The sequence below is a fragment of the Tessaracoccus yangjingae genome, assembly GCF_054483935.1.
The window spans coordinates 1,839,694-1,858,448 of the sequence record NZ_CM137014.1; the positions used below are offsets into that span (position 1 = coordinate 1,839,694).

At 71.8% G+C, this 18,755-nt stretch carries 14 protein-coding genes; 5 read left to right on the top strand and 9 right to left on the bottom strand.

The features are described 5' to 3' along the window. The first annotated feature begins 77 nt into the window (after window positions 1–77). On the top strand, window positions 78–1,586 hold the full coding sequence (araA, locus tag ACX1D3_RS08085) for an L-arabinose isomerase (protein ID WP_458996463.1): 1,509 nt from the start codon (window positions 78–80) through the stop codon (window positions 1,584–1,586). Beyond that, on the top strand, window positions 1,549–2,613 hold the full coding sequence (locus ACX1D3_RS08090; protein WP_458993444.1) for a LacI family DNA-binding transcriptional regulator: 1,065 nt from the start codon (window positions 1,549–1,551) through the stop codon (window positions 2,611–2,613). Before araA ends, ACX1D3_RS08090 begins: the two co-directional genes overlap by 38 nt. A gap of 3 nt (window positions 2,614–2,616) precedes the next feature. Here ACX1D3_RS08090 and ACX1D3_RS08095 read toward each other — a convergent pair whose 3' ends face one another. The 6 genes from ACX1D3_RS08095 to gnd form a co-directional block, all read right to left on the bottom strand. Continuing rightward, window positions 2,617–3,978 carry a glycoside hydrolase family 43 protein gene (locus ACX1D3_RS08095; protein WP_458993445.1) on the bottom strand — a complete coding sequence of 454 codons (1,362 nt, stop codon included), beginning with the start codon at window positions 3,976–3,978 and terminating at the stop codon, window positions 2,617–2,619. Between the two features lie 54 nt (window positions 3,979–4,032). Then, the gene (gene arfA, locus ACX1D3_RS08100; protein WP_458993446.1) at window positions 4,033–5,529 is read right to left on the bottom strand and encodes an arabinosylfuranosidase ArfA; all 1,497 of its coding nucleotides are present in this window, start codon (window positions 5,527–5,529) and stop codon (window positions 4,033–4,035) included. Window positions 5,530–5,641: 112 nt separating this feature from the next. Continuing rightward, the gene (locus ACX1D3_RS08105) at window positions 5,642–6,670 is read right to left on the bottom strand and encodes a LacI family DNA-binding transcriptional regulator (protein WP_458993447.1); all 1,029 of its coding nucleotides are present in this window, start codon (window positions 6,668–6,670) and stop codon (window positions 5,642–5,644) included. Window positions 6,671–6,748: 78 nt separating this feature from the next. Then, complete coding sequence (locus ACX1D3_RS08110; RefSeq protein WP_458993448.1) at window positions 6,749–7,579, bottom strand: DNA-formamidopyrimidine glycosylase family protein; 831 nt, start codon at window positions 7,577–7,579, stop codon at window positions 6,749–6,751. Further along, a complete protein-coding gene (locus ACX1D3_RS08115) occupies window positions 7,572–12,143 on the bottom strand; it encodes a DEAD/DEAH box helicase (protein WP_458993449.1) in 4,572 nt (1,523 codons plus the stop codon). Before ACX1D3_RS08115 ends, ACX1D3_RS08110 begins: the two co-directional genes overlap by 8 nt. A gap of 81 nt (window positions 12,144–12,224) precedes the next feature. Further along, window positions 12,225–13,673: an NADP-dependent phosphogluconate dehydrogenase gene (gene gnd, locus ACX1D3_RS08120; protein ID WP_458993450.1), complete on the bottom strand. Its 1,449-nt coding sequence runs from the start codon at window positions 13,671–13,673 to the stop codon at window positions 12,225–12,227. An 88-nt stretch (window positions 13,674–13,761) separates the two neighbouring features. On the opposite strand from gnd, the gene ACX1D3_RS08125 reads away from it, so the two are divergent. Next, window positions 13,762–14,205, top strand: a complete 444-nt coding sequence (locus ACX1D3_RS08125) for a VOC family protein (protein WP_458993451.1) — start codon at window positions 13,762–13,764, stop codon at window positions 14,203–14,205. 3 nt (window positions 14,206–14,208) lie between these two features. Here ACX1D3_RS08125 and ACX1D3_RS08130 read toward each other — a convergent pair whose 3' ends face one another. Beyond that, complete coding sequence (locus ACX1D3_RS08130) at window positions 14,209–15,327, bottom strand: glycoside hydrolase family 32 protein (RefSeq protein WP_458993452.1); 1,119 nt, start codon at window positions 15,325–15,327, stop codon at window positions 14,209–14,211. A 195-nt stretch (window positions 15,328–15,522) separates the two neighbouring features. Between ACX1D3_RS08130 and ACX1D3_RS08135 the strand changes: the two genes are divergently transcribed. Beyond that, a complete protein-coding gene (locus ACX1D3_RS08135; protein WP_458993453.1) occupies window positions 15,523–15,738 on the top strand; it encodes a hypothetical protein in 216 nt (71 codons plus the stop codon). Window positions 15,739–15,874: 136 nt separating this feature from the next. Here ACX1D3_RS08135 and ACX1D3_RS08140 read toward each other — a convergent pair whose 3' ends face one another. Further along, on the bottom strand, window positions 15,875–16,870 hold the full coding sequence (locus ACX1D3_RS08140; protein WP_458993454.1) for an aldo/keto reductase: 996 nt from the start codon (window positions 16,868–16,870) through the stop codon (window positions 15,875–15,877). After that, the gene (locus tag ACX1D3_RS08145) at window positions 16,867–17,760 is read right to left on the bottom strand and encodes a helix-turn-helix transcriptional regulator (protein ID WP_458993455.1); all 894 of its coding nucleotides are present in this window, start codon (window positions 17,758–17,760) and stop codon (window positions 16,867–16,869) included. The genes ACX1D3_RS08140 and ACX1D3_RS08145 overlap by 4 nt, the downstream gene beginning before the upstream one ends. Before the next feature lie 136 nt (window positions 17,761–17,896). Between ACX1D3_RS08145 and ACX1D3_RS08150 the strand changes: the two genes are divergently transcribed. Further along, window positions 17,897–18,748, top strand: a complete 852-nt coding sequence (locus ACX1D3_RS08150) for an aldo/keto reductase (protein ID WP_458993456.1) — start codon at window positions 17,897–17,899, stop codon at window positions 18,746–18,748. Window positions 18,749–18,755 lie beyond the last annotated feature (7 nt).

Sequence of the window (18,755 nt, forward strand, 5' to 3'; positions counted from 1 at the left end):
GTGAACGTTCACATCGGTCCGCACCCACCATCGACGGCTGGCCAGGGCCGGAAGCGAAGATCTCTCAAGGAGAACCCATGGAAAGCCCCTTCGTCGGCAAGGAGATCTGGTTCCTCACCGGATCCCAGGACCTCTACGGCCCCGAGACCCTGGATCAGGTCACCGCGCAGTCCCAGGAGGTGGCGGCGCTCCTCGACGGGGCCGAGTCCATCCCCGTCTCCATCGTCCACCGCCCCACCCTCAAGGACCGCGACGCCATCCGCGCCGAGATGCTGGCCGCCAACGCGGACCCGAGCTGCATCGGCGTGATCACCTGGATGCACACCTTCTCCCCGGCGAAGATGTGGATCCTCGGCCTCGCCGCCCTGGACAAGCCGATGCTGCACCTCCACACCCAGGCCTCGATGGGCCTGCCGTGGGACACCATCGACATGGACTACATGAACCTCAACCAGTCCGCGCACGGTGACCGCGAGTTCGCCTACATCGCCGCGCGCCTCGGCAAGGCCCGCCGCACCGTCGTCGGCCACGCCTCCACCGCGCCGGTGCAGGAGAAGATCGGCACCTGGGCCCGCGCCGCCGCAGGCTGGGACTCCCTGCACAACACCAAGCTGGCCCGATTCGGTGACAACATGCGCAACGTCGCGGTCACCGAGGGCGACAAGACCGAGGCCGAGCTGCGCCTCGGCGTCTCGGTCAACACCTGGGGCGTCAACGACCTGGTGGCCGCCGTCACCGCCGTCTCCGACGAGGCCGTCGACGCGCTCGTGGCCGAGTACGAGGAGCTCTACGACGTCGTCCCCGAGCTGCGCAAGGGCGGGGACCGGCACGAGTCGCTGCGCTACGGCGCCCGCCAGGAGCTGGGCATGCGCAGCTTCCTGGAGGCCGGGAAGTTCGGAGCGTTCACCACCAACTTCGAGGACCTCGGCGGGCTCAAGCAGCTCCCCGGCCTGGCCGTGCAGCGGCTCATGGCCGAGGGCTACGGCTTCGGCGCGGAGGGTGACTGGAAGACCGCCATCCTGGTGCGCCTGGCCAAGGTGATGGGCTACGGCCTCCCCGGCGGGGCCTCGCTCATGGAGGACTACTGCTACGAGATGACGCCCGGCAAGGAGAAGATCCTCGGCGCCCACATGCTCGAGGTCTGCCCCAGCCTCACCACCTCGAAGCCCAAGCTCGAGATCCACGCCCTCGGCATCGGGGACCGCGAGGATCCGGTGCGGCTGGTCTTCGACGCGGACGCCGGGCCCGCCCTCGTCGTCGCGATGGCAAACATGCGTGAGCGCTTCCGCCTCACCATGAACATCGTCACCAACGTCGAGCCCGACGCGCCGCTGCCGAACCTGCCCGTGGCCCGCGCCGTCTGGGAGCCGGCTCCCGACTTCGCCACCTCGGCCGAGTGCTGGCTGATCTCGGGCGCGGCGCACCACACCGCGATGTCGACGGCCACCACCCGCGAGATGTGGGAGGACTTCGCCGAGATCGCCGGCATGGAGCTGGCGATCATCGACGAGCACACCACCGCCCGCGGCTTCGCGCAGGAGCGCCGCCTTGAGCAGGTCTACCACCGGCTCACCCAGGGCGTCTGAGATCGACGCCCCCGTCGTCCCGAGGGGCCGCGCCGCCGGCCGGCCCCCCGGGATGATGGCAGTGGCGCGGCTGGCGGGCGTGTCCCACCAGACCGTGTCGCGGGTGATCAACGAGCCCGACACGGTGCGGCCCGAGACGCGCGCCAAGGTCGAGGCCGCCATCGCCGAGCTGGGCTATGTGCGCAACCTCGCAGCGCGCTCGCTCATCACCCAGCAGACGGACCTGTTGGGCGTGGTGTGGACCGGTTCCGGCTACGTGGGCCCGTCGGGCACGGTGGCCGGCATCGAGGTCGCGGCGCGCGCCGCCGGCTACTCGACTCTGGTGGCGGCCATGGAGAATCCGCACGACGACGAGGTGGCGGCGGTCTTCAAGGGCTTCCGGGACCGCGGCGTCGAGGGCATCGTCATCGTCGCACCGCACGAACGCATGGCGCGGCTGGCCCGCGAACACTCCACCGGCATCCCGACGGTGCTGGTGGCCGACACCTCGCCGTCGGACGGCTGTCACGTGGTGACAGTCGATCAGCGCCTGGGGGGCCGCATGGCCGCCGAGCACCTGATCGGCCGCGGCTGCCGCGTGATCCGTCACATCCCGGGCCCCCTGGACTGGTTCGACGCCCGGGAGCGCCTGGCCGGCTGGCGCGACGCGCTGGAGGACGCCGGCCTGCCGGTCCCCGAGGTGATCGAGGGGGACTGGTCGGCCGAGTCCGGCTACGCCGCCGCGCAGCGGATGCTGGCCGACGGCGACCTCCCGGACGCCGTGTTCTGCGGCAACGACGCCACGGCGCTCGGCCTGATGGCCGGCCTGCGCGACGCCGGCGTCGACGTGCCTGGGCAGGTGAGCGTGGTGGGCTACGACGATGTGACCGGCGCCGCCTTCTTCGCCCCGCCGCTGACCACCGTCGCGCAGCCGTTCAAGGAGCTGGGCGGCGCGTGCGTGGACGTGCTCGTCGCGGCCATCCGGGGCGGGGCCCCGGCGCGCACGCAGCTGGCCCCCCAGCTGCGCGAGCGCCGCAGCGTCCGCTGAGCCTCAGCCCTGGGGTACCGCCCAGAGCGCGGTGGATCCGGAGCCCACTCCGCTCAGCGTCGTCACCCAGGTCTCGGCGGTCTCGTCCCACTGGCGGAAGGCCTCGGCGGTCACTGTGTCGCCGTCGAGGGCAAGGAGCACGCGGCTCCCCTCGGCGGTCCATGACCCCGTCCGTTCGCCGGTGACCGTGCCGTCGTCAGCCAGGGTGATCTCCTCGGGCTCGGACAGGCGGGGGCTGATCGTGCGTGGCCCGTGGTACACCAGCGTGTAGGTGCCGGGCACGTCGTCCGCCTCGGCCGCGCGGTCCGGCTCGCCCGCCCACCGCAGCGGGGAGATGACCGGCCAGCCGTCGGCGTCGGTGGCCCACTCGTGCACGCGCACCTGGTGGGCCTCGCCGCGGCCGGGGAAGCGGGTGTGGAAGACGATGAGCCGGTTGCCGTCCTCGTCGATGAAGGGTGAGCTGCCGCCGGGGGAGACGTAACCCGCGATGAGGCCGTCGCCCTCGGACGCGTCGCCCAGGCGGTGGTTGCCCATGAGCTTGACCCCCGACTCGGCGATGGTCACGTCGTCGAAGAGCGGCAGCGTGGGGTCCGACTTCACCTCCGCCATGTCGATCCCCTCCGCGTCGACGAAGGGTCCGTCCGGATTCTCGGAGCGGGCGACGCGGATGTTGTACCCGCCGCCGGCGTCGAGGCCGCCGTAGGTGACGAACAGGTAGTAGAAGCCCGTCTCCTCGTCGTAGACCATGGCCGGCCCCTCGATGCGGGAGTGGTTGCCGCCCCACAAGTGTTTCCCGTAGCCCTGCCCGGGCGTCGGGAACCCGGTCTCCGGGTCCAGCTCCAGGATGAATAGACCGCCCGAGAAGCTGCCGTACACCATCCAGAGGGCCCCGTCGGCGTCGTAGAACACGTCGGGGTCGATGACGTTGGGGTGGACGCGCGCGTCGAAGGGCGTGCCGTCCTCGCTCTCGCCGCTCATCCCCGACCTCAGGATCAGCCCCAGGTCCTCGTAGGGGCCGGTCACCTCGTCGGCCACCGCGATCCCCATCGCCGACAGCGGCGAGTCGCCCCGGCAGGCGTCGTAGTAGAGGTAGAACCGGCCGTCGGCCAGCTGGATGATGTCCGGCGCCCAGAGCGTGTCGGTCTCGGCCCACTCCAGGGCCTCGGAGAGCTCCTGCGTGACGTCGTCGAACAGGGGGTTCTCGGGGTTGACGCCCTCGGCCACCTGCGTCCAGTTCAGCAGATCAGGGCTGGAGGCCGCCTGCAGGTGCGAGCCGATGACGTAGTGGGTGCCGTCGACCAGGATGTGGTCCGGGTCGTGCACGGTCGCGTCGGTGAACGCCGGGGCGCCGCCCCGGACTGACACGCGGTCAGGCCGAGGACGACGGCGAGGGCCAGCCCCGCGAGACGGGTCCGCACGTCAGCGGGCCAGGCGGACCATGGCCCACGACGTGGGCGGCAGGTCGAGCGTGAGGGTGGCGCCGTCGATGACGGCCGAGTCCAGCGCGCGGGGCGCGACGGTGGTGTCGTCCTCCGGGCTGGCCTGCCACAGCGGGTCGCTGTGGTGCAGCACCACGGCCTCGGCCAGCGAGGTGCCGGCCGGGACCTCGCAGGACACGGAGACGGTGTCGGTCTCGTGCCGGTTCACCAGGAACAGCGCGCCTTCCGTCTCGCCCCAGGTGGCGACGGCGTCGACCGCCTGCACGTCGCCGAACTCGGCGCTGGTGATGGTGGGGCCGTCGATGAGGACGCGCAGCACGTCGCCCTGGGCGTACTTCGAGGTCAGCGCGAAGGGGTGGAAGATGGTCTGCTTCCAGACCGGGCCCTCGGGCTCGGCCATGATGGGCGCGATCACGTTGACCAGCTGCGCCTGGCTGGCCGACCACACGCGGTCGGTGTGGCGCAGCAGCGAGATGAGCAGGTTGCCCACCACGACGGCGTCGGCCACGCTGTAGTGGTCCTCCAGCAGGCGGGGCGCCACCGGCCAGTCGTCGCCCGTCGGGGGCCTCGACGGCGTGCGGTCCTGGTACCAGACGTTCCACTCGTCGAACGAGATGCCGATGGTCTTGTCGCTCTTGCGGGCGGTGGCCACCGCGTCGGCCGTGGCGGCCACGGACGCGATGAAGCGGTCCATGTCCTCGGCGGAGACCAGGAACTCCTGGAGCCCGGCGTCCTTGACCCAGTAGTAGGCGTGCGCCGAGACCATGTCCACCTGGTCCCACGCCTCGGTGAGCACGGTGCGCTCCCACTCGCCGAACGTCGGCATGGAGCGGCCCGACGAGCCGCAGGCCACCAGCTCGAGCCCCGGATCGATCATCCGCATGGCGCGGGCGGTCTCGGTGGCCACGCGGGCGTACTCCTCGGCGGTCTTGTGCCCGATCTGCCAGGGGCCGTCCATCTCGTTGCCCAGGCACCACATCTTGACGCGGTAGGGCTCCTCCGCGCCGTTGGCGCGGCGCTGGTCCGCGAAGTGGGAGCCGCCGGGCACGTTGCAGTACTCGAGGATGTCGAGTGCCTCCTGCACGCCGCGGGTGCCGAGGTTGACGGCCATCATGGGCTCGATGTCGGCCTTGGCGGCCCACTTCATGAACTCGTCGGTGCCGAAGGTGTTGGGATCGCTGGAGTGCCAGGCCAGGTCCAGGCGGGTGGGACGGTCCTCGACGGGGCCAACCCCGTCCTCCCAGCGGTAGCCGGAGACGAAGTTGCCGCCGGGGTAGCGCACGGTGGAGACACCCAGCTCGCGCACCACGTCGAGCACGTCGCCGCGGAAGCCGTCCTCGTCGGCGGTGGGGTGGCCCGGCTCGTAGATGCCGGTGTAGACGCAGCGCCCCAGATGCTCGACGAACGAGCCGAAGGTGCGCCGGCGGACGGGGCCCACCGTGTAGGCGGGGTTGAGGACGAGGCGTGCAACGCTCATGAAATTCGGCTCCTTCGCCGGTCGGTCTTTCATCGATGTAATCCATGATGACACGAGGCTCGTAACCGGTCAAGGGCGCGCAGGAGTCCCTTCCGGGACATCGATTACCGAATCAGGCGGTGGCGGGGGCGGACTGGCGGACCACCAGCTCGTACTGGGCGAAGACCCGCTGGATGGGCTTGCGGCCCTCGGGCGCGGTGTTGCTCTCCGCGATCCGCTCCTGCAGCAGGGCGACGGCGCGCGAGGCGATCTCGTCGCGCCCTGGGGCGATGGTGCTGAGGGTGGGCCGGGTGTAGGCGGCGTCCTCGATGTCGTCGAAGCCGATCACCGCGACGTCGCCGGGGACGTCGATCCGGTGTGAGCTGAGGCTGTGCAGGACGCCGAGCGCCATGGCGTCGTTGAGCGCGAAGGCCGCGTCGAACGGCACGCCGGTTGCGATGAGGGCGTCCATGGCCTGGGCGCCGGTGTTGCGATGCCAGATCTGGGTCTCGCACATCAGGCTCTCGTCGACGGGCACCCCCGCCTCCGCCATGGCCAGGCGGAAGCCCTGCTCGCGGAGCGCGGCCGAGCCCACCTTCTCACCGGGGTGGGTGCCGATGACCGCGATGCGGCGGTGACCGGTGTCCAGCAGGTGCTTGGTGGCGGCCTTGGACGCCTCGACGTTGCTCATGGTGATGTGGTCGTTGGTGGAGCCGAAGACGCGCTCGCCCAGCAGCACGAGCGGGAAGTCCACCTTGAACAGGTGGATGTCGTCCTGGCCCAGCGCGAGCGGGGAGAAGATCAGGCCGTCGGTCATGAACCGTCGTTGGCCGTGCAGCACGTCGATCTCGCGGTCGCGGTCCGAGTTGGTCTGCTCGATGAGGACCCGCAGCCCCACCTTCTCGGCCTCGACGATCACCGAGTCCGCGAGCTCGGCGAAGTACGGCAGCTTGAGCTCGGGCAGGGCGAGGCCGATCAGGCCCGTGCGCCCCTTGCGCAGGTTGCGGGCGGTGATGTTGAGCTCGTAGTCGAGCTTCTCGATGGCCTGCAGCACCTTCTTGCGGGTGCTGTCGCTGACGTGGGGGTGGTCGTTGACCACGTTGGAGACCGTCTTGGCGGACACGCCGGCCAGCCGGGCGACGTCCTGCATCGTCGCTGCCATGAGCCACCCCTTCGGATCGTGCGTTTACATCGATGAGTATCCCACACCGGGCACCCCGCCGCAGGCCGGGCCGTCAGGTCAGGGGGCGCTCTGACAGGCGGGGCACCACCAGATGATGCGCTCCTGCCCTGCCCGCGGGTCCGCCACCGAGGCCGCGCCGCCGAGGGCCGCCGACTCGATGGCCGTGCCGCACCGCCGGCAGGGCCGGCCCTTGCGCCCGAACACGAAGCTGGTGTGCCCGGGGCGGTGGTCGCCGGTGAAGGTGCGCACGGGGCTGTCGAGGTTGCCGAGCATCACCCGTGCGGCGAGGTCCACCGCCGCCTCCCCGTCGGTGCGTCCCACCGTGGTGGCCGGGTGGACCCCGCGCAGGAAGCAGATCTCCGCGCGGTACTCGTTGCCCACCCCGGCCAGGACGCGCTGGTCGATGAGCGCCTCGCCGACGGTGCGGTCCGGGGCGGCGAGCATCCGGCGGACGGCCTCGTCGCGGCCCGTCGGCGCCCATCGCCCCGCCGTCGCCCAGTCATCGGCCAGCGGGTCCGGGCCGAGGTGGCCCATGCGGCTGTCGAACTTCGCCATCGGCCACAGCTCCACGAGCCCCAGGCTGTGCCCCACCAGCTCCACCCCGCCGGAGACCCGGACGACCAGCCGCGCGGTGTGCGCGGGGAGGCCCCACCGCTGTCCGACGGGGTGGGTGCGCCAGGTGCCCTCCATGCGCAGGTGGGTGTGGAGGACCTGCTCGTCGCACAGCCAGAAGAGGTGCTTGCCGTGCGGCCAGACGCGCCTGATGGTGGTGCCGGTGAGCGTGGCGGTGGCGAGCTGGGGCACCCGGAACTGGCTGTGCTCGATGGTGCGCCCGACGAGTGGCTGAAGGCGCCGGGAGAGCCGCCAGACGGAGTCACCCTCAGGCATGCCCGGGCTCCAGCACGATGCCCTTCGGGGAGATCCGGCCCCCCGCGGCACGCATCGCCGCCTCGAGGCCCGAGGCGCCCACGCGGACCCCGTCGATCTCCTCGATCCTCAGCCGCTCCATGCGCCCCTCGCCGGCGGCGTCGAGGAGGGTGCGGGTGACCAGCGCGGCGCGTTCGGCCCGGTCCGCCGGGTCCCCGAACAGGGTCAGGACGCGGCCGCCCCGGGTGAGGTGGGCCAGGCAGAGGCCGTCGGCCAGCACGACGAGCGCCCCGGCCGCCCTGGCGGGGCGGGCGGTGGGGTGCTCCGGCCAGGGCAGCACGCTGCCGTAGGGGTTGGCCGGGTCCAGCGCCGCGAGGACCACCGGGGCTGGGTTGCGCGCGCCCGAGGGCCACTCGCCCCTGTCCGGCGAGTCGGCGAAGGACCGCACCTGGCCGATCACCTCACGCGTGGTGAACTGGGCGCCGCCCAGGCCCTCCACCACGTAGCCGCGCACCACGGTGCCCGCGCTCTCCAGCTCGGACAGGAGCCGGTACGCGGCCGCGAACCCGCCGGGCGTGCCGTCGGCGGTGACCCCGCCCCGGGTGACCACCCCGTGCCGCTCGAGCCACGACGAGGCCGTCGCGATCGCCGCCTCCGCGGGCGGGAGCTCGGGGTCGCGTAGGCGGTACCAGCGCCCGGCGGCCGCCGGGGGCGCGACCACCCCGCCGCTCATCAGCAGCCCTCGCGAGGGACGGGGGAGCCGGGCCCGCCGACGCGGCGAGGGGCGCGCCGCCCGGTGGGCGCCGCGGGTGCTGCCGCCGATCCGGGCGCGCAGCGGGGCCATCGAGGCCGGGGCCACGGCGCCCTCCTCGGCGGCCTTCCACAACGCCTCGGTGAGCTCCGCGGACGCGCCTCCGAGGGCGGCGTGGAGCGAGGCGAACGTGCCGTCCCCCTCCGCCAGCGCGGCCGCCAGGGCCAGGGCGTCCTTCGACGGCGGGGCCTCGGCGGGCCCGAGCAGGTCGAGGTCGGCGGCCGGGACGAGGGCGACGAGAGGATCGTTCGGGCCCGCCGACCCGCGCACCCGGATGACCACCTCGGACTCGGCCACCAGCGCGTCGAGGTGCGCCGGCGAGTAGCCGGCCAGCCGGGAGGGCAGCACCTGGGTCTCCCACGCGCTGGCCGGCACCACCGCGCCGGCCAGGCGCTGCAGCGCGAGGAGGACCTCGTCGGGGCTGGAGCGCGGGCGGTCGTCGAGCAGGTGCGTCGAGGCGAGGAAGCGCGCGTAGGCGCTCTGCGAGACGGGCTGGAGCTCGCGCCGGGCGGCCGCGAGGCTTCGCCCGCGCAGCCGCCTCAGGACCTCCGGGTCCACGAACTCCGGGTCCGTCACCCCGGGCGTGAACCTGCCGGTGGTGAGCCGGCGGGCCGCCACCTCGCGCTCCAGGATCAGCCCCACCGTCGCGGCGCCCAGCCCGAACGCGGCCGCCGCCTCGCCCGCGGTGAAGGGGCCGTGGGTGCGGGCGAAGCGGGCCACCAGCTGGGTGAGGGGGTCGCGGCCCTCCGTGGCGGGGGGCGCGGTGTGCCCGTGCGGCACCGGCACGCCCAGCGCGTCGCGTAGCAGCCCCAGATCCGACGGCGCCACGAGGTGGGGTGCCCCAGCGAGCCGCACCGTGGCCACCCGGCCGGCGAGCGCCGTGAGGGCCGCGTCGAGATCTGGCAGCGCCACGCGCTCCGGGAGCGCGGCGAGCGGCACGGGCCCCAGGAGGCGGGGGAGCTCGGCCAGGTCGTCGACGGTGGCTGCCCGGCGCTGAGGCGCGGTGTGCTGCAGCTCCGCCACCACCTCGGTCACCACGTCCGGGTCCAGCAGCTCCCGCAGGTCCAGCGTGCCCAGGGCGGCGGCCAGCAGCTCTGGATCCATGGACAGCATCGCCGCGCGGCGCTCGGCCAGGGGGGTGTCGCCGTCGTACATGAAGGCGCCGGTGTAGCGGAACAGGAGTGTCGCGGCGAAGGGGCTGGGTGTCTCGGTGGTCATCTCGACCAGCCGCACCCCGCCGGAGCGCAGGCCGCGCATCAGCTCGACGAGGCCGGGCAGGTCGTAGGCGTCCTGGGTGACCTCGCGGACGGTCTCGATGATGATGGGGAAGCGGGGATGGTGGCGGGCCACCTCGAGCAGGTGCGCGGCGCGCTGGCGCTGCTGCCAGAGGGGTGCTCGGCGCCCCGGGGTGCGGCGGGGGAGGAGCAGCGCCCGCGCCGCGCACTCCCGGAACCGCCCGGCGAACAGCGCGGTGCCGCCAACCTGGGAGGTGACGATGTCGATCACGTCGTCCGGGTCCACCACCAGCAGTTCGGGGAGCCGGTCCGCGGCCTCACAGTCGGGAAGGCGCAGCACCACGCCGTCGTCCGAGACCACGGGCTGGACGTCGACCCCCGCGGCCCGGGACAGCGCCTCGGCCATGACGAGGGACCACGCGCCCAGCACGCGGCGCCCGAGCGGCGAGTGCACCACGACGCGCCAGTCGCCCAGCTCGTCGCGGAACCGCTCGAGGACCACGGTGGCGTCGTCGGGCAGCACGCCCGTCGCGGCCCGCTGCTCCTCGATGTAGGTGGCCAGGTTGGCGCGGATGTTGGCGTCGAGCTGCGGGCGGTCCAGCCGCTTCGGGTCCCGCGAGATCTCGCGCTGAAGCCGGCCGATCTGGCGGCCGAGCTCGGCCGGGCGGCCCTCGTCGTCACCCCGCCAGAACGGCAGGCGGCCGGTGCGGCCTGGCGCCGGGGTGACGCGCACCTGGTCCCGCGTGATCTCCTCGATCTGCCAGGCCGAGGCCCCCAGTGTGAACACGTCGCCCACCCGCGACTCGTAGACCATCTCCTCGTCGAGCTCCCCGACCCGGCGCGACCCCTGCTCGTCGGTGGCGAGGAAGACGCCGAACATCCCCCGGTCCGGGATGGTGCCGCCCGAGGTCGCGGCGAGCCGCAGCGCGCCTGGGCGGGGGTAGAGCCGCCCGTCGTCGCCCAGGACGAGTCGCGCCCGCAGCTCGCCGAAGTCGGCTGCCGGGTAGGCGCCCGTGAGCAGCTCGACGACGGAGTCCAGGAGCCCGCGTTCGAGTCCGGCGTAGGGCTGGGCGCGGGTCACGGTGGAGAACCACTCGTCCACGTCGAGGCCCGCGTCACCCGCGGCGGCGGCCGCCGCCACCGTCTGCTGGGCGAGGACGTCAAGCGGGTGCCTCGGGATCCGGAGCTCCTCGATCTCACCGGCGAGCATGCGCTCGGTGGTGACCACGGCCGGCGCGAGGTCCCCGCGGTGCAGCGGATAGACGTCCCCCGCCGACACCGCCCCCACCACGTGCCCGGCGCGCCCGATGCGCTGCAGGGCGTTGGCCACCGACGGCGGGGCGCCCACCTGGATGACGCGGTCCACCGCGCCCATGTCGATGCCCAGCTCCAGCGAGCTGGTCGCCACCACGCACCGCAGCTCGCCCGACTTCAGCGCCCCCTCGATCTCCGCGCGCGCCTCCTTGCTCACGGACCCGTGGTGGGCGCGGGCGATCACCGCCGGGGCGCCGCGGACCGTGTCCACCGGGGCCATGACCTGCGCGGGCGGCTTGTCGGGGAGGTCGGGCAGCGTCTCGGGGGCGTGCTCGGCGGCCCACAGCTCGTTCAGCCTGCCGGTGAGGCGCTCGGCCACGCGTCGCGAGTTGGTGAACACCAGGGTGGACCTGCCCCGGGTGACGGTGTCGTAGACCTGCTGCTCGACGTGCGGCCAGAGCGACGACCCCGACGGCCCGTCGACGGTGAGCGTGTCCGTCCCGCCTCCGCGCAGGAGGGGATCGACGGGGGCCTCCGGCGCGCCGGGCGCCGGGCCGGGATCCGTGATGTCCGCCACCGGCAACCGGACCGACACGTCCCAACGCTTGTCCGTGCGGGGAGCGACGACGCTGACCGGCCGGTCCCCGGCGAGGAACTGGGCCACGCGCTCGATGGGCCTCACGGTGGCCGAGAGCGCCACGCGCTGCACGTCGTGCCCGACGAGCGCGTCGAGCCGCTCCAGGCTGAGGGCCAGGTGGCTGCCACGCTTGGTTCCGGCGACCGCGTGGATCTCGTCGACGATCACCGTCTCGACGCCGGTCAGCGTGGAGCGGGCCGAGCTGGTGAGCATGAGGTAGAGCGACTCGGGAGTGGTGATGAGGATGTCAGGCGGCCGGCGCACGAGGGCGGCGCGCTCCCTCGACGGGGTGTCTCCGCTGCGCACGCCGACGGTGATGTCCGGCAGAGCCAGACCCAGGCGCTCGGCGGTCAGCCGGATTCCGGTGAGCGGGGCGCGCAGGTTGCGTTCGACGTCGACGCCCAGCGCCTTGAGCGGTGAGACGTACACGACGGTGGTGCCCGGTGTCCGAGGCCGCGACGCCAGCCGGTCCAACGCCCACAGGAACGCGGCCAGCGTCTTGCCGGACCCCGTCGGAGCCACGACGAGGGCGTTCTCCCCGCGCGCGATCGCCGCCCAGGCCTCCGCCTGCACCGCCGTCGGGCCCGCGAACACGCCCTCGAACCACCCGCGCGTGGGCGCGGAGAACAGCTCGAGGGCGTCGGTCATGCCGGCAAGTCTGCCACCGCCCCCCGACGCTCCAGTGAGGGTTCCGTGGGTGACTACGCCCACAGAACCCTCACCGCGACATCAGTGGGCGTCGGTGGCCTCGACCTCGGCACCGTCGGTGGACCAGTTGACGTGGAACGACCCCTCGCGGTCCGTCCGTCGATAGGTGTGCGCGCCGAAGTAGTCGCGCAGGCCCTGGGTCAGCGCCGCGTTGAGACGCGGGGCGCGCGCCTGGTCGTAGTGTGCGAGCGCCGACGAGAAGCCCGGCACGGGGACCCCGCCCCGGACAGCCTCGACCACCACCGTCCGCCACGCGTCCTGCGCGTCCGCCAGGCCCGCGGCCACCGACGGTGCCTCGAGCAACGTGGTCAGCTGCCCGGCCGCGTACTCGGAGCGGATGCGCTCCAGCAGCTTGGCCCGGATGATGCAGCCGCCGCGCCAGATCTTGGCGACCTCGCCCACGTTGATGTCCCAGCCGTACTCCTCGGCCGCCATCCTGATCTCGTCGAGGCCCTGGGCGTAGGCGACGACCTTGCTGGCCCACAGCGCGTGCCGGATCTGCTCCACGAACGCCGCCCTGTCCGCGACACCGATCACTCCGGCGGGGCCGTGCAGCGCGGACTGCGCCGCCCGTCGAAGGTCGGGCGACGAGGAGATGGCGCGCGCGAACACGGACTCGGCGATGGTGTTGACCGGGGTGCCCAGATTGAGCGCGGACTGCACCGTCCACGTGCCGGTGCCCTTCATACCGGCCGCGTCGACGATGACTTCCACGAGCGGGCGGCCGGTGGTGGCGTCGACCTTCCGCAGCACCTCCGACGTGATCTCGATGAGGTAGGAGTCGAGGTCGCCCTCGTTCCAGGCCTCGAACGTGTCGGCCATCTCGTCGTGGGTGAGGCCGAGGGCCTTGAGCAGCTCGTAGGCCTCGCCGATGAACTGCATGTCGGCGTACTCGATGCCGTTGTGCACCATCTTGACGAAGTGGCCGGCGCCGTCGGTGCCGATCCAGGTGCAGCACGGCTCGCCGTCGACCTTGGCGGAGATGGACTCCAGGATGGGGCCGAGCGCGGCGTAGGACTCGGGGGAGCCGCCCGGCATGATCGACGGCCCCTCCAGCGCGCCCACCTCACCCCCGGAGATGCCGGCGCCCACGAAGTGGAGGCCCAGCTCGCGGAGCTTCTTCTCGCGCCTGCGGGTGTCCTCGAAGAAGGCGTTGCCGCCGTCGACGACGATGTCGCCCTCGTCAAGGAGGGGGAGGAGCGAGTCGATCGTGGCGTCCGTGCCGGCGCCCGCCTTCACCATGATGACGATGCGGCGCGGCTGTTCGAGCGAGGCCACGAAGTCCGAGAGTTCGGCTGAGGGGCGGAAGTCGCCCTCGTGGCCGTGCTCGGCGATCACCGCGTCGGTCTTGGCGGTGGTCCGGTTGTACACCGCGACCCGATGGCCGTTTCGGGCCAGGTTCCGGGCCAGGTTCGAGCCCATCACCGCCATCCCGATCACGCCGATGTTGGCCTGCTGCGTCTCGGACATATCCATCCCTTCGTCGGAAGTCAGGTTCCCGCAGAGCCTATCTGGCAAAATCGGGGCAAGCCCGGCCCTGCCGTCGATTGGATCCGCCATGCGCCTCACGACCACCCTCTGGTTCGCCACCGAGGCGGAGCGGGCAGCCAGACGCTACGTCGAGATCTTCGGCGGCGCCGAACCGCGTGTCCAGCATGGGCCGGACGGGTCGGTGCTGCTGGTCGAGTTCACGGTCCTCGGCTGCCACTTCACCGCCATGAACGGTGCCCGGGTGGCGCCGAGCGAGGCGATCTCGTTCGCGGTGCCCTGCGACACGCAGGAACAGATCGACACCATCTCCGACTCGCTCATCGCCGACGCCGGCGAACAGCAGGCCTGCGGCTGGCTGCGCGACGAGTTCGGGATCTCGTGGCAGATCCTGCCCGCCGAGCTGCCCACGCTCATGGCGGATCCGGAGTGGGGTGGGCACGTCATGCGCGAGCTGCTCACCATGCGGCGCATCGAGCTCCGCCGGCTGCTGGCCGCAGGGCACGTCGAGTAGGGCTCAGCGCGTCGGGCCTCCCAGAAGGCCTGAGCCGCCGATCACCTCGATCACCTCGTCGTCGAGCACCACCTCGACGGGGCCACCGTCGTGCGGCATGGAGGCTGCCAGCAACGGCGTGCTGAGCCGGATCTCGCCATCGATCGCCTCAAGGCGCACCCCGGTGGCCGGCTCGATCGGCCCCTCGGGCAGCCACACGAAGCGCTCGGACGAGCCGAGGGCGGCATGCCGGCCCAGGTCCGGGTGGGCGGTGGCGACGAGGCGGCCGTCGACCACGTGCATCACGTGGGGGATGGACAGGCAGCCGGTCCATCCGTCGCCGCGCACCTCCCGGAGCCAGGCCATCATGCACGGGCGCCCGTCGGCGTCGCGGAAGACGGTGGGCGCGTAGTACGTGCCGTACGTGAGGCGCCCCCACGTGGTGGCGTGGAACCGCCCGTCCGCGAAGGTCCCGAGGGCGTACCCCGCGTAGTGGAGGTGGCCGTCCTCCCAGACCGAGGTGAGCATCACGCAGACGCCGTCCACCTCGATCACCTGCGGGCATTCCCACAGCGCGCCCATCCACGCGCCGTCGGTCTCGGACTTGTGGCGGCTGAGCGCCACGCCCTCATAGGTCCACGTCTCACCGTCGGTGGAGACGTAGCCGTGCATCATCGCGTGGCCCGAAGCCGAGTCCGAGCCCACCATCATCCGCCACAGGTCCCCGTCGCGGAGGACGAAGGGGTCCCGGTAGTCCTTGATGCCCAGGCCCTCCGGCGGTGCAGCGACGACGGGGCCCTTGGTCCAGGAGCGCAGACCGTCGTCCAGGGGGCGGGCGGTGCGGATGGACGCCAGCCCCAGCCACGGCTCGCGTGCGGAGGTGTAATACGCGATGAGCCCCTGCCCGTCCTCGACGATGCAGCCGGTCCAGATGCCCTCGTCGCCGTCGCCCGGCTCGATGGCGGACCCGACGTAGCTGAGGCTGAACAGATCCTCGCCGACGGCGTGGCCCCAGCGGATCGCCTTGTCCCACTCCACCGTCTCCGGCGAGTGCTGATGGAAGAGGTGGTAGCCGTCCGTGCGGTGGATGACGCCGTGCGGGTCGTTGAGCCAGCCGTGCGGGGAGCGGTAGTGCAGCCTCATGCGGTCGAGATTAGGGGCCTGCAGGGCGTCGTGTGGCCAAGGAGCGGAGTTGCGTAGCGTCGTCACGCAGTTCGACGGAGTGGCTCAACTCGCCATCTCGGAACAACCTTGAACAAACCCTAGACAAAGCGACGGTTTCCGCCTAAGGTCAGAGCATCCCCGCGGAGCAGCGGGTGACATCGAGAAGGAGTCACCATGAAGAAGTACCTCATCGGCACGACCGTCGCACTGTTCGCGCTCGCCGGATTCGCGCCTGCCGCGCAGGCGGCCGAGCCTCAGGGCAACGGCTACGGCGTGGCCGTCCAGGTCTGCCTGGACAAGTCCGTTGGCGAGGCCATCCAGAACGGCCGGGCCGCCCACGCCGGCGCCAAGATGACCGCCAAGACCATCGCGATGTCGCCCCACTGCTGATCCCCAGCCGGCATGACCGGCTCTACGCTCGTCGGCCCCCGCACCTCCCACCCCCCAGGGAGTGTGCGGGGGCCGACGCATGCCGCAGGTCACCTGCCTGCTGTTCCTCCAGAGGCTCGACCAGCCGATGGTGGACTCAGAGGTTGGTCATCCGGTCAAGCTCCTCGGGGTACCGGGCGCCGGTGATTACGATCCGATCGGCGGCATTTCGGATCTCGTCGAGCTGGGCGGCGGACAGCGCGACGGCCGCAGCACCGATGTTCTCCTCGAGCCGTGTGATCCGCTTGGTTCCCGGGATGGGGACCATCCACGGCTTCTGGTTCAGCACCCACTGGAGCGCCAGCTGCGCCGGCGTGCAGCCGACCTCGGACGCGACCCTGTTCAGGGTCTCGACAAGGGCCAGGTTCGCCTGCAGCGCCTCGCCCTGGAAGCGGGGGGTCCGGCCGCGGAAGTCGGTGTCGCTGAAGGTTGTCGAGGCGTCGATGGTGCCGGTGAGGAACCCCTTGCCGAGCGGGCTGAACGGGACCATTCCGATGCCGAGTTCCTCGAGCACCGGGATGACGTCCGTCTCGCGTTCCCGCCACCACATCGAGTACTCGCTCTGCACCGCCGTCACCGGCTGCACGGCGTGGGCGCGGCGGATCGTCGCCGCGGACGCCTCGGACAGCCCGAAGTGCAGCACCTTGCCCGCCTCGATCAGCTCCTTGACGGTGCCGGCCACCTCCTCGATGGGGACGGTGGTGTCCACGCGGTGCTGGTAGTAGAGGTCGATGTGGTCGGTCCGGAGGCGGCGCAGCGAGTGTTCCACGGCGCGTCGGATGCTGTCCGGGCGGCTGCAGACGCCCCCCGCGGGAACGCCGTTCTCCTCGAAGGCGAACCCGAACTTGGTGGCGATCTTCACCTGGTCGCGGACGGGTTCCAGGGCTTCACCCACCACGTCCTCGTTGGTGAAGGGGCCGTAGACCTCGGCCGTGTCGAAGAGGGTGACCCCCAGATCGACGGCGCGGCGGATGAGCGTGATCGCCTCCTCCGGGGGGACGTTCGCGGTCGCGCCGTATGCACCCGTGAGGCTCATGCAGCCCAGGCCGATCTCGCTGACCGTCAGTGACCGGCCGAGTGTGCGTTGCTTCATCGTTCTCCTTGTGTTTCGTACGTCAGCGGTGGGTGGTGCGCGGCCGTCCAGCTTCCGAGGAGCGCGAGCGCCTCCTCGGACTGGCTGTTGGGCTCGACGGTGTAGACGATGAGGGTGAGCCCGGGATCGCCCGGGAACAGGAGCGCCTCGCCCGTGACCTCCACGTCGCCGACGACGCCGTGATGGAGCGTCTTGGTGGCGGTGGTGTGGAACTTCACCTGGTGGCCGGCCCACCAGGTGCGGAACTCCTCGCTGCGGGTGGAGAGTTCGCCGACGAGGTCTGTGAGGCCCCGGTCGTAGGGATTGCGCCCCGCCTCGATGCGCAGCGCTGCGACCATGTCCCGCGCCACGTTCTCCCACGCGACGAAGAACGACCGCGAGCCCGGGTCCAGGAACAGGTAGCGGGCGATGTTGAAGCCGACGGCGTCGTCGCCGTAGCCGTCGCTGAAGAGGGCGCGGCCGAGCCGGTTCGCGGCGACGATGTCCCCGCGGAGGTTGCGGATGTAGGCCGGGCCGCTGATCGTGTCGAGGACGCGCTGAAGTCCTGGGCGCACGCCGCCGCGACCGGAACTGCCGCCGGACCGCGCGCCTGCGGGCTTGCGGCTGGTGTTGGCCGTGGCATGCAGATTCAACAGGTGGGCGCGCTCGGCCTCGTCGAGTTGGAGGGCGCGCGCGACGGCGTCCAGGACTGACTCGGAGACGCCGTCGAGGCGGCCGCGCTCCAGCCGGGTGTAGTAGTCGGTGCTCACGCCGGCGAGCATCGCCACCTCCTCGCGACGCAGGCCCTTGACCCGACGGCGCCCGCCGAACAGCGGCAGGCCGGCCCGCTGGGGGCTCAGCCTGTCGCGGCGGGTGGTGAGGAAGTCGCGCACCTCGTCTCTGTTGTCCACGTCTGTCACCGTACGGCCCTCTGCGGTGCTGAGGGAGTGTCTGTCAGTACCAGGAAGAGCCGTCACTGTTCACCGCCGGTCAGACGCGGTTCCATGGAAGAACAGCACCCGTGATGCCCGAGAGAGAAGGCCCACCATGCCCGTCCCAAGAGTCACCCTCAACAACGGCGTCGAGATGCCGATCGTCGGCTTCGGCGTCTTCCAGATCCCTGCGGAAGAGACGGTGAAGGCCGTCGAGGACGCCCTCAGCGCCGGCTACCGGCACCTCGACACCGCGGCGGCCTACGGCAACGAGGAGGCGGTCGGCCAGGCCATTCGGAACAGCGGAATCCCACGCGGCGACCTCTTCGTCACCACCAAGCTGTGGATCCAGGCGCGTCCCGGCGAGGACGCGGTCAAGCAGGCGTTCGACGCCTCCCTGAGCCGGCTGGGCCTGGACTACCTCGACCTCTACCTCATCCACCAGCCGTTCGGCGACTACTACAGCGCCTGGCGCGCCATGCAGGACCTGCACCGCGAGGGCGCCATCAGGGCCATCGGGGTGTCGAACTTCTACCCGGACCGGCTCGTCGACCTCATCGAGCGCAACGAGATCACCCCCGCGGTCAACCAGATCGAGACCCACCCGTTCTTCCAGCGCGCCGGGTACCAGCAGCTGATGCGGGAGCGGGGCGTCCAGATCGAGTCCTGGGGGCCGCTGGCCGAGGGCAAGAACGACATCTTCGCCAACGCGACACTCGCCGCCATCGGAGAGGCGCACGGGAAGTCGATCGCCCAGGTGGTGCTCCGCTGGCTCGTCCAGCGGGAGGTGGTGGTCATCCCGAAGTCCGTGCGGCCGGAGCGCATGGCGGAGAACCTCGACGTCTTCGACTTCCAGCTCACCGACGACGAGATGGCTCGGATCGCCACCCTCGACACCGACACCTCCGTGGCCTTCGACCATCGGGATCCGGCCATGGTCAGCTGGCTCAATTCCCGCGCCCAGTAGGCGTCGC